Here is a 24,617-nt window from a genome sequence, read left to right as displayed (position 1 = left end):
GCCCCAGAAGGAGATAAAACATGGCTACTGGCACCGTCAAGTGGTTCAACGCGGAAAAGGGCTTCGGCTTCATCGAGCAGGATGGCGGCGGCGCTGACGTCTTCGCCCACTACTCGAACATTGCCGCGAGCGGCTTCCGTGAGCTGCAGGAAGGCCAGAAGGTGAACTTCGACGTCACGCAGGGCCAGAAGGGCCCGCAGGCGGAGAACATCACCCCCGCGTGATCCTGCGAATGCTCCGGCGCTGACGCGCTGAGACGCACTTGCGCACAGCTGGGGCCCGCACCTTGGGGTGCGGGCCCCAGCTCGTTGCTTTTTCCGGGGCAGCCACCGCGCGCCGCCCCCCCAGTCCCTGTGACGGACACGGTTCATCCGTGTCGGACACGGCTCATTCTTCGCAGCCGGGCTTCGTCCACGCATTTCATCGGCCCGTTCTTGCGATTCCTGCGCCGCTCTGCCGCCGCAACGAATTCCTCGATACGCGCCATATCGAGGAAGGGTTCTGCATGAACCGCACAGCTCGCACGAACGATCGTTACTCCGGCACCCGCAGCGGCGGCTTCCGCTCCCAGGCCGGCGGTGGTCAGGGCGGCCAGAGCCGTTACAGCGCCCCGGGCCGCTCCGGTTCCGGTAGCTACGGCCGTCGGCCCGCCGCCAAGCAGGGCGAGTTCGCCCTGCCGAAGACCATCACCCCCGCGCTGCCCGCCGCCGAGGCGTTCGCCGATCTGGATCTGCCCGCGCCCCTGCTGGCGGCGCTCGCCGCCGAGGGCGTGATCACGCCGTTCCCGATCCAGGCGGCCACGCTGCCCAACTCGCTCGCCGGGCGCGACGTCCTCGGCCGCGGCCGCACCGGCTCGGGCAAGACGCTCGCCTTCGGCCTCGCCCTGCTGGCCCGTACCGCAGGCCGGCGCGCCGAGCCCCGCTGCCCGCTGGCCCTGGTCCTCGTCCCCACCCGGGAGCTGGCTCAGCAGGTCACCGACGCGCTCACTCCGTACGCCAAGTCGCTGAAGCTGCGCCTGGCAACCGTCGTCGGCGGGATGTCGATCGGGCGGCAGGCCAGTGCGCTGCGCGGCGGCGCCGAGGTGGTCGTCGCCACGCCCGGCCGGCTCAAGGACCTCATCGAGCGCGGTGACGCCCGCCTCGACCGGGTCACCATCACCGTCCTCGACGAGGCCGACCAGATGGCCGACATGGGCTTCATGCCGCAGGTCACCGAGCTGCTCGACCAGGTGGCGCCCGAGGGCCAGCGGATGCTGTTCTCGGCCACCCTGGACCGTAACGTCGACCTGCTGGTCCGCCGCTATCTGCACGACCCGGTGGTCCACTCCGTCGACCCGGCGGCCGGTGCGGTCACGACGATGGAGCACCACGTGCTGTACGTCCACGGCGCCGACAAGTACGCCACCACGACGGAGATCGCGGCGCGCGACGGCCGGGTGATCATGTTCCTGGACACCAAGCACGCCGTGGACAAGCTCACCGACCACCTCCTCAACAGCGGCGTACGGGCTGCCGCGCTGCACGGCGGCAAGTCGCAGCCACAGCGCACCCGCACCCTGACCCGGTTCAAGACCGGGCACGTCACGGTGCTGGTCGCCACGAACGTCGCGGCCCGCGGCATCCACGTCGACAACCTCGACCTGGTCGTCAACGTCGACCCGCCGAGCGACCACAAGGACTACCTGCACCGCGGCGGCCGCACCGCCCGCGCCGGTGAGTCCGGCAGCGTCGTCACGCTGGTGCTCCCCAATCAGCGTCGCGAGATGACACGCCTGATGGCCGACGCGGGGATCACCCCGAAGATCGCCCAGGTCCGCTCCGGCGAGGCCGAACTGAACCGGATCACCGGAGCGCAGGCCCCGTCGGGTGTGCCGGTCACCATCACGGCGCCGGTGACGGAGCGCGCCAGGAGCGGCGCGTCGTCCCGTGGCCGCCGCAGCCGCCCGGCACAGGCGCGCCGCGCGTCCTCCGGTGCGTCGTCGCAGTCGTCCACCTCGTCGTCCTCGGCCCGCGTGGGGAACGGCGGTTCGCCGCGCAGGTCCTCGGGCTACCGCGCGGCCTGATCGCGACTCGGCCCACTGATCCGGTTCCTTCTCTTCAACCCCGTTGAGGCACTATGCGTTGCGTCATCGCCCGCTTCCCCTTCGACCTGTTCAAGAGCGAGGTCGTGGATTCCATGAAGGGCATCAAGCCCGAACCCGTCACAGGTGATTCGGTGGTCATCGGCCGTCGGGTCTATCCGGTCAAGCAGGTCGGCGAGGTGATCACCCGGCAGGACCGCCGTGATTTCACATCCGGCGAGGTGACTCGCGCGCTGACCCGCCTCGGCTTCACCTGCCGTACCGCGGACGTGCCCGTTCCGGCCGTCGCGCCGACGCCGCTGGAGGCGGCGTCGGCGATGCTCGGATCGCCGACCACCGTCTGACGCCTGGACGGATAAGAGGTACGAGGGCCGGGGGCCGGGACGCGCGTCCCGGCCCCCGGCCCTGTCGCGCGCGTACCGGACGGCCCTACGCCCACAGCGCATCGGCGACCGTGACCCCCGCGAACACCGCGCCCAGCCCCGCCACCACGCTCGCCACGACGTTGGCCGCCGCGTAGAACTTCGCCCCGTCCTCCGCCAGTCGCAGCGTCTCGTAGCTGAACGTCGAGTACGTCGTCAGTGCCCCGCACAGCCCCGTACCCAGGAACAGCTGCACCTGCGACGACGCCGCGCCGGCCGCCACCGCTCCGGTGAGCAGCCCCAGCACCAGGGACCCGGCCACATTCACCGTGAACGTCCCCCACGGGAAGACCGTGTCGTGCCGGGACTGGACCGCCCGGTCGGTCAGATAGCGCAGCGGTGCACCGATCGCCGCGCCGACGATCACCAGCAGCCAGCTCACCGGCCCTCCCTCCGGCCGGGGTAGTGGATGACCTCGCAGGCGTCCAGGACGGCCACGCCTTCTCCGATCACCTCGTCGACGAGCGGAAGGAACGCGCGGATCCGCTCCTCCGTGTCCACGATCACGACGGCCACCGGCAGGTCCTCGCTCAGCGACAGCAGCCGCTGGGTGTGGATCATCGACGAGGCGCCGAACCCCTCGATGCCCCGGAACACACTCGCGCCCGCCAGCCCCGCCCGGTGAGCCCGGTGCACGATCTCCGAGTAGAGGGGCCGGTGGTGCCAGCCGTCGGACTCCCCGATGAGGACGGTCAGGCGCAGACCCCGTTCGGTCACCCCGATCCCTTCGGTCACCCTGCTCTCCTCGGTCTCCTCGGTCCGGTGCGTCTCCTCGGGCCTCCTCGTCATGGCTGCCTCCACGCCAGCACGCGGCGCGTCAGCCGCACCGCACTCCACACCGCGGCCAGCGCCGCCAGCGGGGTCAGCCCGAGATACGCGATACCGGTACGGGCCCGGCCGGTGTCCACGAGCCGCTCGATGTCCACCGCGTACGTGGAGAACGTGGTGAACCCGCCCAGCACCCCTGTACCGAAGAAGGGCCGCACCAGCCGGTGCGCCGACCGGACCTCGCTGATGACCACCATGAACACGCCGATCACCGCACACCCGACGACATTCACCACCAGCGTCGTCCAGGGGAAGCCGCCCGGCGGAGTCGCCCAGATCAGTGAAGCCCCGTAACGGCCGCACGCCCCGATCGCACCGCCGAGGGCGACGACGGCGACGACGGACCACTGCCTGCCGGACCACTGCCTGCCGGACCGCTTGTCCCGCTGCTCGGGTACGGACATGGCGGCCTCGGCGTCGTCGGGATCATCCGCGGCGGAGGATCCCGGGGACCCCGCGGGCACGGGGGACACTCCGGGCTGCTGGGTTCCCATGGGCACACGTCTCCTACCTGCCGGGTGCCCGTACGCGGGCACGCTCCATCGCAAGTAGGGACCGTTGGCGGCACTGCTGCCGCGGTTCGGGTACGGCGGGCCCCACCGCCGCGCAGCAACCGTCAGTCACCATCACAGTCCCTGCTCGCACCAGAGTATCGCCCGGGTGTGCGCCCCGCCCGGCGCCGCAGCGACAGGTGATCGGTGCCCGGCCGGCGCGCGGCCGGGTCAGCACCTGCCCGGCCGCGCGTACAGCGTGACCTGGCCACCCTTCACCTGCACCCGGCGGCAGACGACGAATTCCTTCCGCAGGACGTCCCGCTTGACCGCCTCATCGGGGAACGGGTCCTCCGGCTGTCCCGGCGGATCGGTGAGCGCCACGATCCGGTCGAACGCACGCAGCCGGACCCGGATCCGGTCGGCCGAATCCTCGGTGCCTTCAAGGGTGTTGTCGGCCCTCGGGCTCCGCTGCAGGGCCAGATCGGTCAGGCCCCGGAAGTCGTCCGGATAGGAGAGGGCCCATTCCCTGCGCCGCGCCGGCATGAAGAGCACACCGGCGTCGTCCGATGCCATCGTCCGCACCTGGGCGGCGATGGCGGTGACGTTGTCCTTGCGGCTGTCGGGGGTGCGCATCTGGAGCGTCACCGGAAGGAGCGCCACGGCGACGCCGGCCGCCGCGATGCCGAACACCACGGCCCGCGACCGGGGCGCCGTCGGCCGGGCGGCCCGTCCCACGGCGTCCCACAGCCGGTCCACGGCCACACCGATGAGCAGGGCCAGGGCGAGCTGGGAGTAGAGGACGTAGCGGTCCACGTACATCGGGGCGTAGAGGGAGGCGACGAGGAGCGCGGCCGTGGGCACGATGAGCAGCGGGAGGGCCAGCCGGACCAGACGGAGCGCGCCCTCCCGAGTCTCCGTACCCGGTACCACCGGCTTCGTCGCGTACCCGGCGCAGAGCACGCCGACGAGGGTGACGGCCGCGATGACGAGCCATTCGCCCGCATGCGGCCAGCCGATCCAGGAGACCTGCCCCGACTGTCCCGCGGACCGGAGGGCGAGCGGGACGACCGGAGCCACGGACAGCCCTGCGGCCGTCGCCCAGGACCGCAGCAGCGTGCGGGGCAGCCGCGAGAGGTACAGCGTCAGGCCGTGGGCGGGCAGGGCGAGGACCGCGAATTCGTGGAGCCATCCGGCGGCGGCGACGGTGAGCGCGTACGCGGTCCAGCGACGGCGGGAGGAATGGTCGAGGGCGCCGACGAACAGATAGGTGGAGAGGGCGATGAACGCGCACACCATTGCGTACGAGCGGCCCTCCTGCGCGTACATCTGGACCACGGGGAGGAGAGCGAAGGCGATACCGCCGATGAGTCCGGTACGGGGGCCCACGAGGCGGCGTCCGGTCGATGCCACCAGAAAGGCGGACACGCACGTCGCGAGCACCGACGGGAGCCGCAGTGTCACGAGGCTGTCGCCCCCCACGGCGAAAAGTGCGTGCATGAAGAAGTAGTAGAGGCCGTGCACCGCATCGGCATGGCCGAGCAGCTGCCAGATCTCGGAGAGGCTCCGGTGGGCGACCTGGTAGGTCACCGACTCGTCGCGCCACATGGTGTTTTGGCGACGGACCCCCCAGAGGCCCATCAGCAGTGCCAGCAGCGCGGGCAATAAACCGACCCGGTATCGGGACAGTGGCGCGGAGCCCCGTTCCGGTCCTGGTGCGTGGTGCCCCTCGGGGCGGGTCCTCGCGCTCAAAGCGGCCGGATTCAGCGGAAGGTTGATGGCACACTCCGATTCGGCGGCGCAAGGGTGCAACGGATCCGGGTCTGCGCTCGTCAGCGTACCCAACACCCCGGAAGGCCGGGAAGGGTCAGCGCTGTTCCCGTACGGCGCGCGCGGAATCGAGACAGAGTTTTTCTCATCGATTCCAGGACCTTGAAATAGGCGACGTGCTCCCGTATCGCCTGCTGCTGGATGGTCTTCTCCGCCATGAGTCACATCTTCACCGGATCGGGTCACCGCATTCAGGTCACATCCGCCGTCGTGGTCCATTACCGGAGTTCGGTCGAACCCGGACGAATCCTGGAAACCTGCGACGCCGGACGCCGAACCGGTGCGGCGTCGGCGCTGGTGCCGGAGCGGACGGCCGGTGCGATGCGCGCAGCCTCCCGCATGAACGCGCGGAGGCGCCGTTCCCGACTGCTAGGCTCGCGCGGATCAAGAGCGTGAATCACCAGCAAACGCCTGAGAACGCAAGGGAATGGTCGTGGAGAAGACTTCCCCGAAGATCGTGGTGGTCGTCCCCACCTACAACGAGCGGACGAACCTGCCCATCCTCGTAGATCTGCTCACGGAACTGCACGTGCCGAACCTGCACATTCTCGTGGTGGACGACAATTCGCCCGACGGTACGGGTGATGTCGCGGACCGGCTCGCGACCGAGACCTCGGGCCTGGTCGGCGTTCTGCACCGAATGGAGAAGAACGGGTTGGGCCGCGCGTATGTCGCCGGTATGACGCGCGCGCTCGCAGAAGAAGCAGACGTCGTCATTCAGATGGACGCCGACCTCTCCCACCCGGCCTCGGTGGTCCCGCTCATGGTCGAGAAACTCTTCGCCGACGATGCCGCCGTCGTGATCGGCTCCCGCTATGTGGAGGGCGGTTCGCTCGCCACCGAGTGGCCGTGGCACCGCAAGGCGCTCTCCGACTGGGCGAATTTCTACGTCAACGCGATTCTGCGGCTGCACGTGAACGATGCCACGGCCGGTTTCAAGGCATGGCGTGCGGACACCCTCAAGGCAATCGATCTGCCGTCCGTCCGAAGCAACGGGTATTCCTTCCAGGTGGAGATGAACTACCGGACGGTCAGGCGCGGACTGAGAATCGTCGAGGTGCCGATCAGATTCGAGGAGCGGGTCAATGGCGAGTCGAAGCTCGGTCTGCGCGTACAGATCGAGTCGGCGATCGCGCCGTGGAAGCTGCTGTTCGGCAGGAAGAACGGCTGACTTCCGGGCGCTGGAGCAGGAGTTGGCACCGGAGTGGCGGGGGCTACCCCCAGCGGAAGCCGTGACGCCTGCCGGATAGGAATGGGGATACCGCTCAACAACCCTTGTCCCATGACCACTTACAGCAATCGGGCCCTGCTTCTCGTGCTCTCCGCGACGGCCGTCGCCACGTCCTTGACAGCCGTCACCACCCCGACGGCCCAGGCCGCACCGGCGAACTCCACCACCGCTGCCCCCGCTCTCTCCTGGCGCCCCTGCGCCCAGCCCGGCGGCCCTGCCGGGCAGGAGTGCGCCGACCTGCCCGTGCCGCTCGACTACGCCGACCCGGACGGCCCGCAGCTCATCCTTGCCGTCTCCCGTCTGCGCAGTGACCGCCCCGAGGCGCGGCGCGGCACGTTGATCGTGATCCCCGGCGGGCCGGGCAGCGCCGGGGTGCAGCGGCTGACCCAGAAGGGGGCGGCACTGCAGAAGGAGATGGCGGGGGCGTACGACCTGGTCGGCCTCGATCCGCGCGGCATCGGCGGCAGCACGCGGGCGAACTGCGGGCTCGACGAGGACGACCGGTACATGACGAGCCTGCGCTCCTGGCCGGAGCCGGGCGGTGACATCACGGAGAACGTCGCCCGGTCGCGGCGTACCGCCGAGGCCTGTGCGCGCAACGGGGGCGCTGTGCTGCGCAGCTTCACCACGGCGAACGAGGTGCGTGACATCGACCGCTTCCGGCAGGCGCTCGGCCAGGAGAAACTGTCGGCGTGGGGCGTCTCGTACGGTACGTACGTGGGTGCCGTGTACGCGCAGAAGTACCCGCAGCACACGGACCGCTGGGTGCTGGACAGCAGCGGTGACCCCGACCCGGCCCGGGTCGAGCGCGGCTGGCCGGCCAACATGTCGCAGGCCGCGGACGACCGCTTCCCGGACTTCGCGGCCTGGGCATCGGATCCGGCGCGGGACGCCAAGGGGCTGCGCCTGGCCCGACGGGCCGAGGACGTACGGCCGTTGTTCCTCTCCCTGGCGGCGAAGCTGGACCGTGAGCCGAAGGAGACGACCACGGCGGGCATCGCGCTGACCGGCAACCGGCTCCGGCAGGCGCTGCAGAGCGCCCTCTACAGCGACGCCTCGTTCGAGCAGCTGGCCCGGCTCGTCGCGGCGGCCCAGGACCCGGCCGCCGCACCCGTCCTCCCGGCAGATCTCGCGAACCCGCTGCCGGACCAGGACGCCGCGGTCATGGTGGCCGTCATCTGCAACGACGTGCGCTGGCCGGCGGCTGTCTCCTCGTACCGGAGGGCGGTGGCCGTCGACCGGGTGCGTCACCCGCTGACGGCCGGGATGCCGGCCAACATCACGCCCTGTGCGTTCTGGAAGAACACACCTGCCGGGAAGCCGACCACGATCACCTCCGAGGGCCCGTCCAACATCCTGATGATCCAGAACCTTCGGGACCCCGCGACCCCGTACTTCGGCGCGTCGAAGATGCGCGATGCCCTGGGCGACCGTGCGCGACTCGTCACGGTCGGCCACGGGGGGCACGGCGTCTACCTGGGCAACGGCAATGCGTGCGACACGAGCAGGGTCACCGAGTTCCTCACGACGGGGGTGCGCCCGGAGGAGGACGTGTATTGCGCGGACTGAAGGGGCCGAGGAGGGTCCCGCCCGCGCGGCCGACGGGACCCTACTTCGCCACGAACTGCGTGAGGATCGCCTGCACCTCGTAGATGTCGACGCCCTTGGTGAAGGTCTTCTGGATCGGCAACGAAGTGCCCGAGACCCAGATCTTGAGCTCCGCGTCGAGGTCGAACGTGCCGGCGGTCTCCACGGCGAAATGCGTGATGCTCCGGTACGGCACGGAGTGGTACTCCACCTTCTTGCCGGTGATCCCCTGCTTGTCGACGAGGAGGAGACGCCGGTCGGTGAAGAGGATGGTGTCGCGTATCAGCAGGTACGCGGCGTGCACCTGCTCGCCCTGCCCCAGCAGCCGCGCGTAGTCCTGCTGCGCCGTCGCCGTGTCGATGGTGTGCGCGTTTCCGAACAACGCCATGTCGGCCCCCCGTGTACGTGAAGTTGCACGTTTTTTCACACTGTATACGGGTCTGTACGGCGGCGGGCATGAACCGATGGAGCGGTTCCGGGCGGCTCCGGGTGGCTCTATGCCTTCAGCAGGGAGATGACCTCCTCGTCGGAGGTCTGCGAGAAGTCCTGATACCACTCGCCGACGGCAGAGAACAGAACCGGCGTGGAGAGGCAGACCACCTCGTCCACCTGCGTACGCAGCCAGGCCACCGTGTCCGCGGGAGCGACCGGAACGGCCAGCACCACGCGGGCCGCGCCCTGTGCCCGTACGACCTGGCAGGCCGCCGAGGCCGTGGCACCGGTCGCGATCCCGTCGTCGATCACGATCGCGGTACGGCCGTCGAGCGCCAGCCGGGGCCGGTCGTCACGGAACTGCTGCGCCTGCCGTGCGAGTGCCGCCTGCTCATTGCGCTCGACGGTGGCGATGTCCGTGGGACGCAGCCCCCCGCGGCGGACGACGTCGTCGTTGATCACCCGCACGCCGCCCTCCCCGATGGCGCCGAAGGCCAGCTCACGGTGGTACGGGACACCGAGCTTGCGGACCACGATCACGTCGAGAGGGGCCCCGAGCGCCGTGGCAACCGCCGCGGCCACGGGAACCCCGCCGCGCGGCAGACCCAGCACCACGGGTTTCTCCCCCGCCAGATGCCTGAGCGCTTCGGCGAGGCGATGCCCCGCATCCGTGCGATCGGTGAACAACACAGTGGTTCACCCCCGACCCAGGGGAGACAGTGACCACGTACTACTTCGAAGCAACCCCATGTGCGGCGGTCCCGCAAGTCGGCGACAGTCGACCGTATGGAAGGAATCGGAGTGTCCGGAGCGGTCGGCGCGGCCCTGATCGACATCGACGGTGTGCTCACCGTGGACTGGCAGCCGCTGCCCGGCGCGGTGGCGGCCATGGAGCGGCTGCGTGCCGCCGGACTCCCGCTCGCTCTGGTCACCAACACCACGTCCCGCACCCGCGCCCGGATCGCCGCGAAGCTGACCGGGGCGGGCTTCCCCATCGGTGAGGACGACATCCTCACCGCACCGGCGGTCACCGCCGCGTATCTGCGCGAGCACTACCCCGGCGCCCGGTGCGCGCTGCTCAACAGCGGCGATGTCCGCGAAGACCTGGCGGGCGTGACACTCGTCGACGCGGGGGAGGGCGCCCCGGCGGACACGGACGTGGACGTGGTCGTCGTGGGAGGCGCGGGTGAAGCGTTCAGCTACGCGGCCCTCAACGCGGCCTTCCGGCACCTCCAGCGCGGCGCCCGGCTGATCGCGATGCACCGGAACCTGTACTGGCGCACGTCGGAGGGGTTCGACCTCGACACCGGGGCCTTCCTCCCGGGGCTGGAGCGGGCCGCCCGGGTCGAGGCGGAAGTCACCGGCAAGCCCGCCGAGGCGTTCTACGCCACCGCGCTGGCCCACCTCGGCGCCGTCGCGTCCGAGACGCTGATGGTGGGCGACGACATCGAGACCGACGTTCTGGCGGCGCAGCGTTTCGGTATCACCGGCGTACTGGTCAGGACCGGAAAATATCTGCCCGAGACACACAGATCCGCCACCGGCACCCCGGACCACGTCCTCGACTCCTTCGCGGACCTGCCCACGCTGCTGGGGCGGTGAGCTGCCTGCGCACGCTGCTGAAGGGGTGAGCCGGCGCCCCTCGCGACCCGTCCGTACGGGCGCCTCCGCCCGGCTCTTCGTCGGGTGCCCGACCGTCCGTACGGGCGCATCCACCTGCCCCGTCCCGCGACCGTCCGGGGGACCCGCCCGCCGCGCCGAGACGGTCCGCCCCTCGTGGCCCCTAGCCTCAAAGCACCCTTTTCGGTCCCAGTGAGCACCGCGAACCACACACCACGGTGGAGTCCGCATGTCATCAGCCATCACGTCAGGCCGGAGCCGAAGCCGGAGCCGGAACGCTCAGCGCGTCCTCACTGTCCTCGGCCTCCTGCTGGCCGCCAGTGTGGCCGCGCTCGGCCTGGCCTGGGTGACGCCGTCGAAGGAACTGAGCGGCCTCGACCCGCGCATCGCGTCGATCATGCACAAGCCGGACTACCCGCACGCCCAGTGGGGGCTGTTCCAGCAGAACCCGGAGACCGGCGAGGTGGTGCAGTCGCGCGCCGCCGACCAGTTCTTCATCCCCGGGTCGGTGGCCAAACTGTTCAGCGTCAGCGGCACCTGGCACACCCTCGGCAGCGATCACCGCTTCGTCACCCCGGTGCACGCCGTCGGAGAGCGCCTGGGCTCGACCCTCACCGGGGACCTGGACCTCGTTGCCCAGGGCGACCTGACCCTCGGCGGCCGTACACGTGCGGACGGCACCGTCGCCTTCACCGCCATCGACCACACCTACGCCGACGACATCCCCGGCGCGACCCTCACCCCGCAGAACCCGCTGGCCGGCATCGACCAACTGGCCCAGCAGGTACGTGCCTCGGGGATCACCAAGGTCGACGGCGATGTGGTCGTGGACGCCAGGCTGTTCCGTCCCGATCCGGAGCTCGATCCGACCCCGGCGCCGCTGATCATCAATGACAACCTGATCGATCTGCTCACCACCCCCGGCGAGGGTCCGGGCGCGCCGGCCCGGCTGGACTGGCGCCCGCACGTCGCGTCGTACACCGTCTCGTCCACCGTCCGTACCGTCGCGGCCGGCAAGCCCACCGCCATCAAGGTGACCCCCTCCGCCGACGGCACCCGCATCCGGCTCACCGGCACCATCGCCGCCGATTCCGACCCGGTCCTGCGCGTGTCGGACATCCACGATCCGAACGCCTTCGGCCGTACCGCCCTGATCGAGGCACTGAAGCGGGCCGGGGTCGAGGTCACCGCCAACCCCGTGGGACCCAACCCGGCCGGACGGCTGCCCCGGTCGTACGGGGGCGCGCCGGAGGTGGCCCGGTTCACTTCTCCGACTTACGACAAGTACGCCCGGCTCATCCTGAAAGTGAGCCACAACCTCGGGGCGAACCTCGGTATCTGCCTCATGGCTGTGAGCACGGGCAGCTCCCGGTGCGCGGACGGTTTCCCGGTACTCGCGAAGTTCCTGGACAACGCCAAGGTGGACCGCAAGGCGGTTCAGCTCGCCGACGGCCGCGGCGGCGACCCGAACGACCGCACCACACCCCGCGCCGTCGCCCAGATCCTGACGTACTGGCAGGGCACCCCCGACGCAACCCGGTTCCGGGAGGCACTGCCCACGCTGGGCGTCGACGGATCCCTCGCGTTCTCCTGCCGGGACTGCCCCGCCCGTGGCAAGGTCTCCGCCAAGACGGGCACCGCCGCGGGCGGTGACCTCCTCAACGACCGGCTGAGCGTGGGTGCGGAGACCATCGCCGGGTACCTGGAGACCGGCAAGGGGCATTACGACGTGTTCTTCGCCGGGGTGAACGGCGCGTCGGCGTCCGACATCAAGGGCGTGCTGGCGATCGGGAACGACATGGCCGACATTGCCGCGTATCTCCAGGAGGGCGTGAGAGGCAGCTCCTGACGCCGGCCCGGAGAGCCCCGCTGTTGGGCCACTGGGGCGGCCCGCGTCCTTCTGCGTCATGACACGTGCCGGCAGGCGCCCACCCACATGAATATGGGTCATATTGTCCGACTTATGTCGTGCATTCGTCTTTCGTGGGCGCCCCTCCGCCGATCCCCGGCCGCCGCGGTCGTCCTGGTGGGCACCATCCTCGGCTCGGCGCTCCTGCCCGGGGTGGTGTCCGCCGCAGGACGGCAGGTGCAGGCGGAGCAGTCGGTGCTGGTGAACGAATCGTTCACCGGCGCCAACGCGCAGTCCGGCTTCACCGCGGTCGGACCGGCCTGCCTGACCGGCGCGCCCCAGGCCGAGCCACCCACCGGCGCCGCCGGGCATCCACTGGGTGGATGCTCCGCGACGCCCGTGGGGCCGGCGCCGCCCCGGAGCGCGGCACCGTACGGCTATCTCCAGCTCACGAGCGGGGGCGACGAACGGTCGGCGGCGGTGATCCACAACGGGGCGCTGCCCGCGAACGAGGGCCTGGAGGTCTCCTTCGATCAGTGGCAGTACGGCGGCCGGGCCGCCCGGAAAGCGGCGGACGGCATCTCCTTCTTCCTGGTGGACGGGGCCGCGCAGCTGACCCGCCCCGGGGCGTCCGGCGTCAGCCTCGGGTACGCGCAGAAACGGCCCGACGACGACCCGGGCCGGGAGTTCGTGCCCGGCGTCGACCACGGATACCTGGGCGTCGGCCTGGAGGTCCTCGGCGACTACTTCGGTGACGGGGAGCACCGGGGCGACGGATGCGAGCAGCGCTCCCCGGCCGGAACGCAGTCCCGGGCCCCGGCCCCGGGACGCAACATGGTGACCGTGCGGGGCCCGGGCCAGGACACCACCGGGTACTGCTTCCTCACCGCCACCACCGACAACCTCACGACGACCGGTCCGTGGCCGTCCACGCTGCCCGGCGAGCTCCACGGCCCGACCACCGCCGCGGACCTCCCGGCCGGTACGCCACCGGTCGAGGCCCAGCAGGTGCTGGAGGCGTCCCGGCGGACGGTGACCGTACGGGTCGGTCCCGCCCCCGATCCGACGCTGACCGTGCTGGTCGACTTCCACGACGGAAACGGATCCCGCCAGGTCCTGGAGACCGGGGCGCCCCAGCCGGTCCCGGCCACCTACAAGTTCGGCTTCGCCGCCTCCACCGGCCTGTTCGCCGATGTCCACCTCATCCGTACCCTGTCTGCCCGCTCGCTGAGGCCGCTGCCGCAGCTCAACCTGGTGAAGCAGATCAGCAGGGCCGAGATCCTCCCCGACGAGCTGGTGCCGGGAGCGAAGGTGCCGTACGAGTTCGTCGTCACCAATGCGGGCGACACCGAGATCACGGATGCGTCGGTGAGCGATCCGGCGGCCGGCCCGGTGACCTGCCCCGAAAGCACCCTCGCGGTCGGCCGGACCATGACCTGCACCGCCGAGTACACGATCACCGAAGCCGATGCCGTGCGCGGTTACCTCGACAGCACGGCACAGGCATCCGGCAACAGTGACGGCCAAAAGGCCGCCTCCCCGCCTTCGGAGGTGAAACTTCCGCTGGGCGGTCCGATCGGGCTGTCCCTCGACAAGCAGGTGAACGACTCCCGCGCGCACGAAGCCGGCGACCAGGTGGCGCACACCTTCGTCGTCAGCAACGTCACCGACGGACCGCTGGCGGGACTCGGCATCGTCGACGACCGGCTGAAAGACATCAGCTGCGAGTCGAAGGATCTGACAGCCCGCGGCACTCCGGCCGACAGCACCACCTGCACGGGCACCTATGTGGTGACGGAGGAGGACGCGACCGGCGGAAGCGTGGTCGCCACCGCAGTCGCGACGGCCGCCGGCGGCACCGTGAAATCACCACCCGACCAGGCAACGATCCGGATCCACAGCCCGACCCCGCCTCCGCCCCCCACTCCGCCCCCCACTCCGACGCCAACACCGACCCCGACACACCCGTGGCCGACGCACTCCCCGAAGCCGACGCACCACGCCTGGCCGGGCGGACCGCACGCCGGACCCCCGCCGGGCGGCGGACACCTCGCAGTCTCCGGAACCGGAACCGACCCGATGCTTCTCGCAACGGCCGGTGCGGCGCTCGCCGCCGGACTGCTGGTGACGTTCGGGCTGCGCTCCGGACGCCTCCGGCGCCTGCGTCGTACGTCTGCCAACCGGCGCCCATGAGCAGCGACCGACCGAGAAGCGGCCGGGCGGCGCGCTCATGGCGAAGGCCCCGGCCGGCGAACCGGTCGGGGCCTTCATCCGGTGGAGGATGCGGACCATCCCCCGCAGTGCCCCTAGCGGGCCGTGCCGAAGTCCTGAGTCCAGTAGCTGTTGGGCTGCGCGAGGCCGATGCCGATCTCCTTGAACGAACAGTCGAGGATGTTGCGCTTGTGGCCCGGACTGGACATCCAGCCCGCCATGACGCTCTCGGGCGTGGAGTAGCCGTAGGCGACGTTCTCGCCGTAGGAGCTCCAGCTGTAACCGGCACGCGTGATCCGGTCGCCGGGCGACGACCCGTCGGAGCCCGTGTGGGACATGTTCCGGTGGGATGCCATGTCCTCGCTGTGGTCCTGAGCGGCCTTGGTCAGCTTCGCGTTGATGGTCAGCGGAGAGCATCCGGCCTTGCTGCGCTCGTTGTTGACGAGCGTCAGCACGCGGGCCGTGGGCCCGGATGCCGGTGCCGTCGTAGCCGGTGCGCTGGGGGACGCGGTGGTCTGCGGTGCGCTGGGAGTCGTAGTGGGGCTCTTCGACGGTTCAGCAGTCGGCTTGTGACCCCACGGGGAGCCCGTCCACCGCTGGTGGGAGCTCACCTGCTCCCAGTGACCGGAGGGGCGACCGCCCGCATCACCCTGAGAACCCAGGCAGGCCATGGCGGCGGAGGGCACACCCACGGCTCCCACGGCGACGACAGCGATGGCTATCGGCCGGTAGTACGTCTTCCTGCGGTGCTTCCTCATGCGTGACCTCGCTCGGTGATCGCGGAGCGCCCCCAGGGGGTCCGGCTGTGCCCAGTTCCTGCACCTGGGCCGCGGAGACGCCTTGCGGCCGACATTCTTAGAACTGCTGTCGGGGTGCGGCAACAGGCGGAAGTACTACCTCGGTCCGTAGCGACGGACAGCTCTTGAAACGGGCGCACAGGCGTGCTCGTCCGGCTCCTGGGGGTGCGAAGAAGTCCGTCGGTCCGTCAGAAGCCGTTGGTCACTTCGCGAACGGGCGAAAGTGTCGAGCGGGTCGAATGCCGCCCAATCTCGCGTGGAGTATTTCTGCACCAAGACGGATATAACGCACTATGCCGTCAAGCCTCGATCTACTATTCGGCAACCTGAGTGCCGAAAGTCTGTGTGTCTGATGTCACGGAACGAGGGGTGCGCCGACGTCGTCGCCGCAGCCACTCCTGCCCGGGCACGAGGTCAGGACGTGGACCGTGCCGGCGGGGCCGGAGGCGTACGGCTCACCGTCCGGCCCAGAGCAGCGGCTGCCCGCGCGAACTTCGCGGCGTCCACGACGGCCGCACCACCCAGGTCGTTGTTGAAGTAGACGTACACATCGTCCTCATCGGGCCAGGTGTCGACGATGCGACGGGCCCAGGACTTCAGTGCCTGGCGGCCGTAGCGTGGCGGCGGCTCTGCGATGCCGCCGTGAAACCGTACGTACCCCCATGACGCCGTACGCCACAGTGGCGTCACCGGGCGGGACCCCCGATCTGCCCAGCACAGCGCGCTGCCGTGCCGTTCCAGCACCGCCCGGAGCTCCCGCTCCGCCTCCCACCACGAGGTGTGCCGAAGCTCGACGGCCACCCGGACCGTGTCGGGAAAACAGGTCAGGCAGGCGTCGAGAGCCCCGATGTCCTCCCGGAAGTGCGACGGCAGTTGCAGCAGCACGGGCCCGAGGCGGTCGCCGAGCCCCTGGGCATGATCCATCAGCCGGCACACCGGCTCCTCGGGGTCGTGCAGCCGCTTCAGATGCGTCAGGTAACGGCTGGCCTTGACCGCCATGACGAATCCTTCCGGCGTCCGCTCCCGCCAGGAGGCGAAGATCTCCGCAGTGGGAAGCCGGTAGAAGGCGTTGTTGTTCTCCACCGTGGCGAATTGCCCGGCGTACTCCTCCAGCCACAGCCGCTGCGGTTGCCCGGGCGGATAGAGAATGCCGCGCCAGTCCTTGTACTGCCACCCTGACGTTCCGACGAGCATGGGCATGGTCCGATCCCTGCCCGTGAGGCCGGAGGACGTAACGCCGGCCGTAACTCCTCACCCGGCGAGAACACCGCACGGCTCATGGGGCACAGGCGGCGAGAAGGCCGCATGGCGCACGCTGTCGGTCAGTGGTGCGTGCGCCACGCGGCGAGCAGTTCTTCGGGGCCGTAGACCGCCTGCAGCCCCGAACAGCCGACTCCGTTGCGCGAGACCGCGACGAGCGGGACAGGGGCACCGGTTACGGCTGCCCGGTGCCTGCGCAGTGCGGCGAGGTCGTGGCCGTCGAACGGCGAGGTCTCCAGCCACTTGACCGAGCCGAGGAACAGCAACTGTTGGGCGACGGGCTGCCGGTCGGCACCCACCAGGTCGATCTCGACGTCGTTGCTGCGGGTCCAGTAGCCGCCGATGGCCGGAGCGGCGGGCAATCGGCCGTCGGGCAGGGCGCGTGCGAGCGACTCGCGGATCAGCGGCTCGATCGCGCGCCCGCGCCAGGTGGTCCACCGGTCCCTGATCCGGGCGAGCGTGAGGTCCCCGCGCATGCGCTCGATCTCCGCCATGTGGGGTTCGATGAAGGCCAGCCAGAACCGCAGATAGGGGTCCGCCACCCGGTAGCGGCGTTCCTTGGAGGGGCGCAGGGAGACCGGCAGTTCGGCAGCGACCACACGTTTGTCGATGAGCAGCTCCGCCGCCCGGCTGAGGGTGCTGTGCGCGATGTTTCCGGCGGACCGCGCGATGTTGCTGAAGGTCCGCTCTCCTGTGCCGATGGCGCGCAGGACTTCCCGGCCCATCGCCTGGGGCGGGAATTCCGCGGCCAGTGAGCGTTCCGCAGAGACCAGGAGGGCAGAGATCGGGTTGTCCAGCGCGGTGTCCAGGAATTCCCACATGGGGGCCCCTGGGCGCCACTCCCGGCAGAGCAGCGGGAGCCCGCCGGTGATCAGCGCGGCGTCGAAGGCGGTGGCGGGGTCCAGGTCGAGCATCTCGGCGATGTCGGCCGGGTTGAGCGGACCCAGCACCATGTCGCGACCACGCTGATGGAAGGGACGGTCGTAGCTGCCGAGCGCCTCCATCATCGACAGATCGGAACCGATCAGGAGCAGCAGCACCGGCTTGCGGCTGAGCAGGCGGTCCCAGGTTCGCTGCAGCATCCCCTCGAAGGCGTCGACGCGGTCCATGAGGTACGGAACCTCGTCGATGACGATCACGCTCGGAGTGTCCTCGGGCACGATCTCCGCCAGCAGTCTGAAGGCCGCGTTCCACTGGCTCGGCAATTCTTCGGAGTACAGGCCGCGCTCCGGCAGGGTGGAGGTCGCCACTGCATCGGCCAGCTCGGCGAGCTCGTCCGCGGCCGACCCGCCGGCCGCGGTGAAGAACAGATACGGCACCCCGGCACGCTGCAGGAACTCTTCGACCAGGCTGGACTTCCCGACCCGTCGCCGGCCGCGCAGCAGTGTGCACTGACCGGGCTTCGCGGACCCTGCCGCTGCCCGGACCTCGTCGAGGGTCCGCCCCAGGATGCCCAGCTCCCGGGCCCGTCCGATGAAGCGGTGCAAGGCGCCACCTCCTGGCTGTCCAGCCGGACAGATGGTTGCGCAAAAGATACTATCTCGTCCGCTAGTGAAGTCGGCGTTCGGCGACGTGCGTTTTCCGAGGTTCGCGGTCGACGCCCGCAGCGCCACAATGGAGGTGTGGGACGCGCCTGCCGTTGCGCAGAAGCGGGAGCCTTGGATGCCGTACGTAGCTGTCACAGCATTGAGTCACACCGGGCTGATTCGTGATCACAATGAGGACAGCCTCGTGGTCGGACCGTGGACGTTGTGCGGCACCGTGACCGAGAATCCGCAGACGCTGCTGTTCCCTCTCGGCTCACCACTCGTCGTCGCGGTCGCCGACGGGATCGGCGGGCAGCCGGCCGGTGAGGTGGCCAGTGCACTGGTCGTCAGTCGACTCGCTTCGATCGGCCCTTCACTGGACAGCGAGGAAACCGTTCGTGACGCTCTGAACGCCTGCAATCATGCGGTGTACGCGGCCGCGGACGGCCATCCGGAGCTGGCCGCCATGGGGACCACGGTCGCGGGTGCCGTCGTGCTGGCCCAGTCGCTGCTTACCTTCAACGTCGGCGACAGCAGAGTGCTCGACGCGACTCAGGACGGACTTCGCCAGGTGAGTGTGGACGACAGCCCGCCGCTGCCGCCGGGCCGGCGCACCACGTCACTCATTACGCAGGCGCTCGGTGGCGCCCCCGCGTTCAGCGCCATCACGCCTCACGTGACGACGTCGCCGCTGTCCGCAGGCGATCGCTACCTGGTCTGCACCGACGGGCTGACCGACCCGGTGACGGAGGACGCACTCGACAGCCTGCTGCGGGTGCACAACGACGGCAGGGCCGCTTTCGAGCTGTGGAAGGCCGCCATCGAGGCGGGCGGCCCCGACAACATCACGCTCGCGGTGGTGCGCATCGGCGAGTAGCGGCCGGTGTGTGTGGACCCTCGCAAAGGGCTCGGCCATGAGCTCCTGATCCTCGACGCCACAGGTCAGTCCTTGTGCGACCTGCCCGGGGACGGGGCGCTGCCTACAGCGCGTCCGGGCCTCGCTCGCCGGTGCGGACCCGTACCACCGTGTCCACGGGCACCGCCCACACCTTGCCGTCGCCGATCTTGCCGGTCCGGGCGGCGCGGACCACCGCGTCGATGACCGGCTCCGCTTCCGCGTCCTCGACGACGACCTCGATGCGGACCTTGGGCACCAGGTCGACCCGGTACTCGGCGCCCCGGTACACCTCGGTGTGGCCGCGCTGGCGTCCGTATCCGCTGGCCTCCGTGACGGTCAGTCCGTGCACGCCGAGCTCCTGCAGCGCGGTCTTCACCTCGTCAAGGCGGTACGGCTTGACGATCGCGGTGATGAGCTTCATGTGGCAGGGTTCCTGTCCTTGGAAAGAGGTGCCTAGCGGGCCGGGGTCTGCGGAGCGGCATGACCCAGGACGCCGTGATCGTAGGCGCTCTCCGCGTGCACCGTCTGGTCCAGGCCCGTGAGTTCCTCCTCTGTGGCGGCCCGCACCCCCATCAGCTTGTCGATCGCCTTACCGATCCCGTAGGTCGCCAGGAACGTGTACGCAGCCACGGCAAGCACGGCGACGGCTTGCCGGGCGAGCTGACCCGGTCCGCCGCCGTAGAGGAGACCCTCCTTGCCGCCGGTCATCGTGGCCGTCGCGAACAGGCCGATGAGCAGCGTGCCGACGACGCCTCCGACGAAGTGCACGCCGACCACGTCCAGCGAGTCGTCGTAGTCGAACCGGAACTTCCACGCGACCGCGTACGAGCAGACGACGCCTGCCGCGAGTCCGACCACGGCGCCGCCCAGGATGCTGACCGTGCCGCATGCGGGCGTGATCGCCACCAGGCCGGCGACCGCGCCCGACGCCGCGCCGAAGGTGGTCGGGTGGCCGTCGCGCTTCTGCTCGACGAAGAGCCAGCCGAGCAGGCCGGTGGATCCGGCGACGAGGGTGTTGAGGAGCGAGGCCGCTGCCAGACCGTTGGCGCCGAGGGCCGAGCCGCCGTTGAAGCCGAGCCAGCCGAACCAGAGCAGGCCGGCGCCGAGCATCACCATCGGCAGGTTGTGCGGGCGCATCGCGTCCTTCTTGAAGCCGATGCGCGGGCCCACCACCAGGGCGAGTGCCAGGCCCGACGCTCCGCACGTGATCTCCACCACGAGGCCCCCGGCGAAGTCCAGGGCGCCGAGTGAGTGCGCGATCCAGCCGCCGGGGCCCCACACCCAGTGGGCGACGGGAACGTATACGAGCAGGGTCCACACCGGCACGAAGACCAGCCAGGCCGCGAACTTCATGCGGTCCGCGATCGCGCCGCTGATCAGTGCCGCCGTGATGATCGCGAAGGTGAGCTGGAACGTGGTGAACAGCAGGGTGGGGACGCTGCCGGTGAGGGTTCCGGGGCCGATGTCCGCCATGCCCACGTGGTGGAGGTTGCCGATGAGGCCGGCGAAGACGTCGTCGCCGAAGGCCAGCGAATATCCCGCGACCAGCCAGACGACGGTGACCAGCGCGATGGACACGAAGCTCATCATCAGCATGTTGAGGACGCTCTTCGTGCGGACCATGCCGCCGTAGAACAGGGCCAGCCCGGGGGTCATCAGCAGGACAAGCGCGGTGGCGGCGAGCAGCCAGGCGGTGTCGCCTGTGTCGAGGCCTGCCGCGGCCAGGGTGACGGGGGTCAAGAGGGAGTCCCTCCTCGGGGCGGCGTGGGGGTCCGGCGACAGAGAGGGTGACCGGCGCGCGTTTCGTAATGAACACCCATGCGTTTCCAGCACATTTCATTGCGCGGAGGTGACAGAACACTCACCCTTCCTCGCGGCGCAGCCCGGGTGTGCGGCGCAGGCGAAGCGGCCCGGCGACGCACTGCCGTTCTGCTGCGCGCTCGTCATGCCCTCCAGTGTGGGTGGCCGTGACCTGCCGGCCCGGAACCCGGGCGGGCCGTGGCGCGCTGATCACCACCCGGTCCGGCTTTCGGCACGGCAGGCGACGCCCGCTGCGTCGGGACAACACAGAAGCCCCGGGCTGGTGGCCCGGGGCTTCCCTGTACGACCGCGCAGCGTCAGGCCTCGTTGCGCAACCGCTCTGCTTCCTCGGTGAGCCAGGCCGGACGGACCATCTCGACATTGCGTCCGACGCCGGCGGCGGCCCGGTCCAGCGCGTCGGCGGCCGTCTGCGGGTCGGACACGGTCCGGGCGTGGGCAGCCTCGGCGAGCGCCTGCGCCGCCGCGGCTTCCGACGCCCCGGCGAGCTGCAGCGAGGCGGCCGCCCGCTCGGCTGCCTCGGCTGCCTGTCCGTATCGGCCGTCGGTCCAGTACGTCCACGCCATGTTGTAGAGGCAGACTCCCCCGGCGCGCGGGTTCTCGATCTGCGACGCCTCGTCGAGTGCCCCGTCCAGCGCGGCCAGCGCCTCTTCGGTCCGCCCCAACGCGATCAGAGCGATGCCCTGGGCGTTGAGGGCGTAGGTGACCGCTTCCCTGCTGCCCGCGGCCTGGTACGCACGCATGGCTCCGTCGCCGGCCGTGATCGCTTCCTCCCAACGGCCCAGTACCAGCAGGGCAATGGAGCGCGCGTTGCACGAACGTGCCTCGGTGAGAAGGTCGTGGGAGAGTTCGCGCAGTCGGTCGGCACCGGCAAGGGCCGCGGCCCCGTCGCCCAGGTAGCTGTGGGCGAGACTGAGGCTCAGGAGCGCGTGTACCTCGCGCTCGGAATCGCCGGTCTCATGGGCCAGTTCCCCGGCCCGGGCCAGCGGGGCTACCGCGGCGTCGAGGCGGCCCAGCTGACGGTAGGCGTCGCCCAGACCGAACATGACGTTCTGCAGCGCCTGGCGGTCACCGATGCGCTCGGCCAGTTCGGCCGCCTCGGTGAACAGGTCCGCCGCGTGGGTCATCGGACCGCCGCTCAGCCGGGCATGCCCGAAGCCGATGAGATGGGCAAGGCGCGCCCGGTCGTCGGTCAACTGTCCCTCCATGGTCAGATGCATCGAAATCACCGCAAGCACCGAGCCGTGCCAGACCATCCATTCGCTGATCTCGCCGAGGACCAGTGCGGCCTCGTCCATGTCCCCGGCGCGCACACGGTGCTCGAATGCGCGGCGGTACGGCTGTACGTCGTCCAGACTGCGCCAGTCCGCGCGCGGCGGGGCGATGCTCGCGTACCAGTCGGCCGCCCGCCGCTCCACGGACCGCTGTCCCAGGTCGCCGTCCCGCGGCATGGCGCCGTACGCCAGGTCGGCGTCCATCGGGTGCAGCGCGAAGGTACGGCTGGCCCGGTCCACCGACAGCATGCGTATCCGCAGCAGGCGGGACAGGACCGGTGCGGTATCGAGTCCGGGAACGAGGCCGGCCACGATCCACTCGATCGCCTCCCGCGGCACGGGCGTGCGCAGCACCGCGAGGACGTGCAGCACGGTGCGGGCGTCGGGGCCCAGCTGCTGGTACCGGTCCTGGGCGAGACCGGCGACCACGTCGCCCCGCAGGGTGAAGTCCTCCAGTACGTCCTGCAGCGTCGGCAGGGTCAGCAGGTCGTCGGCCATGGCACCCACCAACAGCTCGAGTGCGCGCGGAACCCCGTGGACGCGGACCGACGCCTGCAGCAGCTGCTCGTCGGACAGTTGCGCCACACCAAGGCCGCCGTCCTGGTCGAGTTCGCGCAGCAGCGCGACCGACTCGGCGGGCGGCAGCCCGTCGGACAGCTCGACCTCCGCGGCGAAACGGCGCACCTCGGGTGCGAGCCGCAACGGTATCTGCGATGTGACCAGCAGCCGTGGCGTGGATCGTGCCCGGAAGAGGTGGTCGAGGAAAACCGCGAGTTCGTCCTCGTCGGCGAGCCTGCCGTCGTCCTGGAGCCGGTCCTCGAGGTTGTCCATCAGGATGATGAAGAGCTGGTCGCCCATCGCGGCAAACAGCTCAACGATCTTGTCCTGTACAGGGCGGCTCGTGGCCCAGACCTCCCCCAGATGCGTCTCGAGATCGGAGCCGAGCGCGCGGGCGCAGTCGAAGTAGAGGCGCTCCAGGGAGATGCCCGACGTACGGGTGCTCAGATTGACCAGCCCCGACGGCACCGGTGCCCGGGCGTGGCCCGGCCACTCGCCCTGCTCCAGCATCTCCATGACCTTGGCCGCGACCGCGCTCTTGCCCATGCCCCGTCGTCCGGTGATGGTCACCATGCGAATCGCCGGATCGGCGAGGTGACGGCCGATCATCTCGCGTACTTCGGTGCGGTCCTTGAACAGCTCCAGCCCATGCGTGACCGGCAGCCCGATGACCTTGGAACCGGCCGGCGAAGGTCCGGAAACTGCAAGGGCCGGCCCGGGGCCCACGTCGGGCAGCGCCTGGGGGTCGGCGATCGCCAACAGCCCGGCCAGCTCTTCCCGGCGCTCCTCGCCGGCCTGCCGCAGCGTGTGGTCGATGCGGGCCGCTGCCAGCCGGCCCAGCCCTTCCCATCGGTGGTGCTCGGCGACCACCCCGACTATGTGGCGTCCGGCCCAGACGGCGGCGCCAGACATCCCCGACCATGGCGACACCTTGGGGTCGGGGTCGGCAGCCGCTACCGGAACGGTGATCTCCAGGGTGCCGGTCCTCAGGTTGGACAGCGCCGCCACGGTCCCGTCCGCCTGGTGCAGTTCCCGGAACTGCCTCCCATCGCCCTTGCGTCGCCGCTTCCACAGCGGGAACCCCGCTGCATGCACATCGATGACTGCATGACGGTCGTCGCCGATACGCCCGAACCGTACGGGCGCGACGGGGAGGGCACCCGGCTGGGGCGTGAACGTCAGCACAGCCACATCGGTGTCGGTGTCCGACCAGGCCACCACCGCCGCCGCGCCCCATTGACCCGGCCGGTCGGCATCGAAACGCACCTGCACATCCGCGGCCTCGGCCACCACATGGAACGCGGTCAGCACCGCCGTGTCGCTGACCCGGTACCCCGACCCGCGCCGCCCGCCACCGGCGGCGGTGGTGACGATGACCTCCGCGATGCGGTGCGGGTCCAGTCCGTCACTCACGGCCGCCCCGTCATCCCTCACCGAGCAGCTCGTCCCCGGAGATCAACGCCATCTCGTCCGGAGCGTCCGTCCGCACCGGCTGCAACGTCAGCGTGAGCTTCTGAGTGACCGTGGCCGACCGCTTCGCCGTCGCACCGGCGTCGAACACCCAGAACCGCACCTTCACTCCCGGCTCATGGGTCCGCTCCACCCCCACAGTCAGCTCCAGCTCCACCCGCTCCGCCTTGAACCGCAGGTCGGTGTCCGCACCGGCTGACATCGCCCGGCTCAGCTCCTGGCGCAGCTGCGCGATCATGTCCGCCAACTCGACCGCATCATTCACAAGCAGGGCCCCCCACCGGATTTTTTGATCAACTACCCATTGGGCTAAGCCATATCATCTCGCATCAGCCCCCCGACCCGTCCACTCCGCCGGGCCGCCCGGGGGCGGTTCGGCCCGTCGGCATGCCGGACGGTTTCCTGTCATCGATGTACAACCGTCTGGCATCCGTG

General features: G+C 70.2%; 22 protein-coding genes and 1 pseudogene. 9 read left to right on the top strand and 14 right to left on the bottom strand.

Features of this window, described 5'->3' with window-relative positions; translation table 11 throughout:
- Nucleotides 1–20 precede the first annotated feature (20 nt).
- The 3 genes from ABZV38_RS01025 (at nt 21) to ABZV38_RS01015 (ending at nt 2,424) form a co-directional block, all read left to right on the top strand.
- Nucleotides 21–224, top strand: a complete 204-nt coding sequence (locus ABZV38_RS01025; protein WP_015609674.1) for a cold-shock protein — start codon at nt 21–23, stop codon at nt 222–224.
- Between the two features lie 281 nt (nt 225–505).
- Nucleotides 506–2,062 carry a DEAD/DEAH box helicase gene (locus ABZV38_RS01020; protein ID WP_356323170.1) on the top strand — a complete coding sequence of 519 codons (1,557 nt, stop codon included), beginning with the start codon at nt 506–508 and terminating at the stop codon, nt 2,060–2,062.
- Nucleotides 2,063–2,115: 53 nt separating this feature from the next.
- Nucleotides 2,116–2,424 carry an SCO5918 family protein gene (locus ABZV38_RS01015; protein WP_356323168.1) on the top strand — a complete coding sequence of 103 codons (309 nt, stop codon included), beginning with the start codon at nt 2,116–2,118 and terminating at the stop codon, nt 2,422–2,424.
- A gap of 85 nt (nt 2,425–2,509) precedes the next feature.
- Here the strand turns inward: ABZV38_RS01015 and crcB (ABZV38_RS01010) are convergent, their stop codons facing one another.
- From crcB (ABZV38_RS01010) to ABZV38_RS00990, 5 genes are all read right to left on the bottom strand, one after another.
- Nucleotides 2,510–2,884: a fluoride efflux transporter CrcB gene (gene crcB / locus ABZV38_RS01010; protein WP_356323166.1), complete on the bottom strand. Its 375-nt coding sequence runs from the start codon at nt 2,882–2,884 to the stop codon at nt 2,510–2,512.
- Nucleotides 2,881–3,291 carry a DUF190 domain-containing protein gene (locus ABZV38_RS01005; protein WP_356323164.1) on the bottom strand — a complete coding sequence of 137 codons (411 nt, stop codon included), beginning with the start codon at nt 3,289–3,291 and terminating at the stop codon, nt 2,881–2,883. Before ABZV38_RS01005 ends, crcB (ABZV38_RS01010) begins: the two co-directional genes overlap by 4 nt.
- Nucleotides 3,288–3,734, bottom strand: a complete 447-nt coding sequence (crcB, locus tag ABZV38_RS01000; RefSeq protein WP_356323461.1) for a fluoride efflux transporter CrcB — start codon at nt 3,732–3,734, stop codon at nt 3,288–3,290. Before crcB (ABZV38_RS01000) ends, ABZV38_RS01005 begins: the two co-directional genes overlap by 4 nt.
- 318 nt (nt 3,735–4,052) lie before the next feature.
- Complete coding sequence (locus ABZV38_RS00995; protein WP_356323162.1) at nt 4,053–5,486, bottom strand: glycosyltransferase family 39 protein; 1,434 nt, start codon at nt 5,484–5,486, stop codon at nt 4,053–4,055.
- Between the two features lie 167 nt (nt 5,487–5,653).
- The gene (locus ABZV38_RS00990; protein WP_356323160.1) at nt 5,654–5,809 is read right to left on the bottom strand and encodes a hypothetical protein; all 156 of its coding nucleotides are present in this window, start codon (nt 5,807–5,809) and stop codon (nt 5,654–5,656) included.
- A gap of 275 nt (nt 5,810–6,084) precedes the next feature.
- On the opposite strand from ABZV38_RS00990, the gene ABZV38_RS00985 reads away from it, so the two are divergent.
- Complete coding sequence (locus ABZV38_RS00985) at nt 6,085–6,822, top strand: polyprenol monophosphomannose synthase (protein ID WP_356323158.1); 738 nt, start codon at nt 6,085–6,087, stop codon at nt 6,820–6,822.
- 111 nt (nt 6,823–6,933) lie between these two features.
- On the top strand, nt 6,934–8,451 hold the full coding sequence (locus ABZV38_RS00980; RefSeq protein ID WP_356323156.1) for an alpha/beta hydrolase: 1,518 nt from the start codon (nt 6,934–6,936) through the stop codon (nt 8,449–8,451).
- 40 nt (nt 8,452–8,491) lie between these two features.
- On the opposite strand, the gene ABZV38_RS00975 is transcribed toward ABZV38_RS00980, so the two are convergent.
- Both ABZV38_RS00975 and ABZV38_RS00970 read right to left on the bottom strand, forming a co-directional pair.
- Complete coding sequence (locus ABZV38_RS00975) at nt 8,492–8,857, bottom strand: PH domain-containing protein (RefSeq protein ID WP_356323154.1); 366 nt, start codon at nt 8,855–8,857, stop codon at nt 8,492–8,494.
- Nucleotides 8,858–8,973: 116 nt separating this feature from the next.
- Nucleotides 8,974–9,591: pseudogene (locus tag ABZV38_RS00970) on the bottom strand (phosphoribosyltransferase family protein); the annotation flags it as partial.
- A gap of 96 nt (nt 9,592–9,687) precedes the next feature.
- Between ABZV38_RS00970 and ABZV38_RS00965 the strand changes: the two are divergent.
- From ABZV38_RS00965 to ABZV38_RS00955, 3 genes are all read left to right on the top strand, one after another.
- Nucleotides 9,688–10,503: an HAD-IIA family hydrolase gene (locus tag ABZV38_RS00965; protein ID WP_356323152.1), complete on the top strand. Its 816-nt coding sequence runs from the start codon at nt 9,688–9,690 to the stop codon at nt 10,501–10,503.
- A gap of 247 nt (nt 10,504–10,750) precedes the next feature.
- Nucleotides 10,751–12,370 (top strand): D-alanyl-D-alanine carboxypeptidase/D-alanyl-D-alanine-endopeptidase, encoded by a 1,620-nt coding sequence (gene dacB / locus ABZV38_RS00960; RefSeq protein ID WP_356323150.1) that lies wholly within the window; start codon nt 10,751–10,753, stop codon nt 12,368–12,370.
- A 114-nt stretch (nt 12,371–12,484) separates the two neighbouring features.
- Nucleotides 12,485–14,563, top strand: a complete 2,079-nt coding sequence (locus ABZV38_RS00955; RefSeq protein ID WP_356323148.1) for a hypothetical protein — start codon at nt 12,485–12,487, stop codon at nt 14,561–14,563.
- Between the two features lie 113 nt (nt 14,564–14,676).
- Here ABZV38_RS00955 and ABZV38_RS00950 read toward each other — a convergent pair whose 3' ends face one another.
- The 3 genes from ABZV38_RS00950 to ABZV38_RS00940 all read right to left on the bottom strand — a co-directional run bounded on the left by ABZV38_RS00950 (nt 14,677) and on the right by ABZV38_RS00940 (nt 18,125).
- Nucleotides 14,677–15,339 (bottom strand): CAP domain-containing protein, encoded by a 663-nt coding sequence (locus ABZV38_RS00950; RefSeq protein WP_356323146.1) that lies wholly within the window; start codon nt 15,337–15,339, stop codon nt 14,677–14,679.
- 453 nt (nt 15,340–15,792) lie between these two features.
- Nucleotides 15,793–16,578: a DUF72 domain-containing protein gene (locus tag ABZV38_RS00945; protein ID WP_356323143.1), complete on the bottom strand. Its 786-nt coding sequence runs from the start codon at nt 16,576–16,578 to the stop codon at nt 15,793–15,795.
- Between the two features lie 122 nt (nt 16,579–16,700).
- Nucleotides 16,701–18,125, bottom strand: a complete 1,425-nt coding sequence (locus tag ABZV38_RS00940) for an ATP-binding protein (RefSeq protein ID WP_356323142.1) — start codon at nt 18,123–18,125, stop codon at nt 16,701–16,703.
- Nucleotides 18,126–18,300: 175 nt separating this feature from the next.
- On the opposite strand from ABZV38_RS00940, the gene ABZV38_RS00935 reads away from it, so the two are divergent.
- Nucleotides 18,301–19,041: a protein phosphatase 2C domain-containing protein gene (locus ABZV38_RS00935; protein ID WP_356323459.1), complete on the top strand. Its 741-nt coding sequence runs from the start codon at nt 18,301–18,303 to the stop codon at nt 19,039–19,041.
- Between the two features lie 103 nt (nt 19,042–19,144).
- Here ABZV38_RS00935 and ABZV38_RS00930 read toward each other — a convergent pair whose 3' ends face one another.
- The 4 genes from ABZV38_RS00930 to ABZV38_RS00915 form a co-directional block, all read right to left on the bottom strand.
- A complete protein-coding gene (locus ABZV38_RS00930; RefSeq protein ID WP_356323140.1) occupies nt 19,145–19,483 on the bottom strand; it encodes a P-II family nitrogen regulator in 339 nt (112 codons plus the stop codon).
- A gap of 32 nt (nt 19,484–19,515) precedes the next feature.
- A complete protein-coding gene (locus ABZV38_RS00925) occupies nt 19,516–20,802 on the bottom strand; it encodes an ammonium transporter (protein ID WP_356323138.1) in 1,287 nt (428 codons plus the stop codon).
- A gap of 377 nt (nt 20,803–21,179) precedes the next feature.
- The gene (locus tag ABZV38_RS00920; protein WP_356323136.1) at nt 21,180–24,125 is read right to left on the bottom strand and encodes a tetratricopeptide repeat protein; all 2,946 of its coding nucleotides are present in this window, start codon (nt 24,123–24,125) and stop codon (nt 21,180–21,182) included.
- Between the two features lie 10 nt (nt 24,126–24,135).
- Nucleotides 24,136–24,447 (bottom strand): trypco2 family protein, encoded by a 312-nt coding sequence (locus ABZV38_RS00915; protein WP_356323133.1) that lies wholly within the window; start codon nt 24,445–24,447, stop codon nt 24,136–24,138.
- Nucleotides 24,448–24,617 lie beyond the last annotated feature (170 nt).

Source organism: Streptomyces sp. NPDC005181 (genome assembly GCF_040608395.1).
Lineage (GTDB): Bacteria > Actinomycetota > Actinomycetes > Streptomycetales > Streptomycetaceae > Streptomyces.
Note: the sequence above shows the minus strand (reverse complement) of the source record. Positions and strands in the feature narration are given on the sequence as shown.

Bases quoted from the DNA above. Each gene is read 5' to 3' on its own strand.
- ABZV38_RS00975 (WP_356323154.1), bottom strand. From the start codon at position 8,857: ATGGCGTTGTTCGGAAACGCGCACACCATCGACACGGCGACGGCGCAG.
- ABZV38_RS00935 (WP_356323459.1), top strand. From the start codon at position 18,301: ATGCCGTACGTAGCTGTCACAGCATTGAGTCACACCGGGCTGATTCGT.
- ABZV38_RS00945 (WP_356323143.1), bottom strand. From the start codon at position 16,578: ATGCCCATGCTCGTCGGAACGTCAGGGTGGCAGTACAAGGACTGGCGC.
- dacB (WP_356323150.1), top strand. From the start codon at position 10,751: ATGTCATCAGCCATCACGTCAGGCCGGAGCCGAAGCCGGAGCCGGAAC.
- ABZV38_RS01020 (WP_356323170.1), top strand. From the start codon at position 506: ATGAACCGCACAGCTCGCACGAACGATCGTTACTCCGGCACCCGCAGC.
- ABZV38_RS00990 (WP_356323160.1), bottom strand. From the start codon at position 5,809: ATGGCGGAGAAGACCATCCAGCAGCAGGCGATACGGGAGCACGTCGCC.
- ABZV38_RS00965 (WP_356323152.1), top strand. From the start codon at position 9,688: ATGGAAGGAATCGGAGTGTCCGGAGCGGTCGGCGCGGCCCTGATCGAC.
- ABZV38_RS01005 (WP_356323164.1), bottom strand. From the start codon at position 3,291: ATGACGAGGAGGCCCGAGGAGACGCACCGGACCGAGGAGACCGAGGAG.
- crcB (WP_356323461.1), bottom strand. From the start codon at position 3,734: ATGTCCGTACCCGAGCAGCGGGACAAGCGGTCCGGCAGGCAGTGGTCC.
- ABZV38_RS00980 (WP_356323156.1), top strand. From the start codon at position 6,934: ATGACCACTTACAGCAATCGGGCCCTGCTTCTCGTGCTCTCCGCGACG.
- ABZV38_RS01015 (WP_356323168.1), top strand. From the start codon at position 2,116: ATGCGTTGCGTCATCGCCCGCTTCCCCTTCGACCTGTTCAAGAGCGAG.
- ABZV38_RS00955 (WP_356323148.1), top strand. From the start codon at position 12,485: ATGTCGTGCATTCGTCTTTCGTGGGCGCCCCTCCGCCGATCCCCGGCC.
- ABZV38_RS01025 (WP_015609674.1), top strand. From the start codon at position 21: ATGGCTACTGGCACCGTCAAGTGGTTCAACGCGGAAAAGGGCTTCGGC.
- ABZV38_RS00950 (WP_356323146.1), bottom strand. From the start codon at position 15,339: ATGAGGAAGCACCGCAGGAAGACGTACTACCGGCCGATAGCCATCGCT.
- ABZV38_RS00930 (WP_356323140.1), bottom strand. From the start codon at position 19,483: ATGAAGCTCATCACCGCGATCGTCAAGCCGTACCGCCTTGACGAGGTG.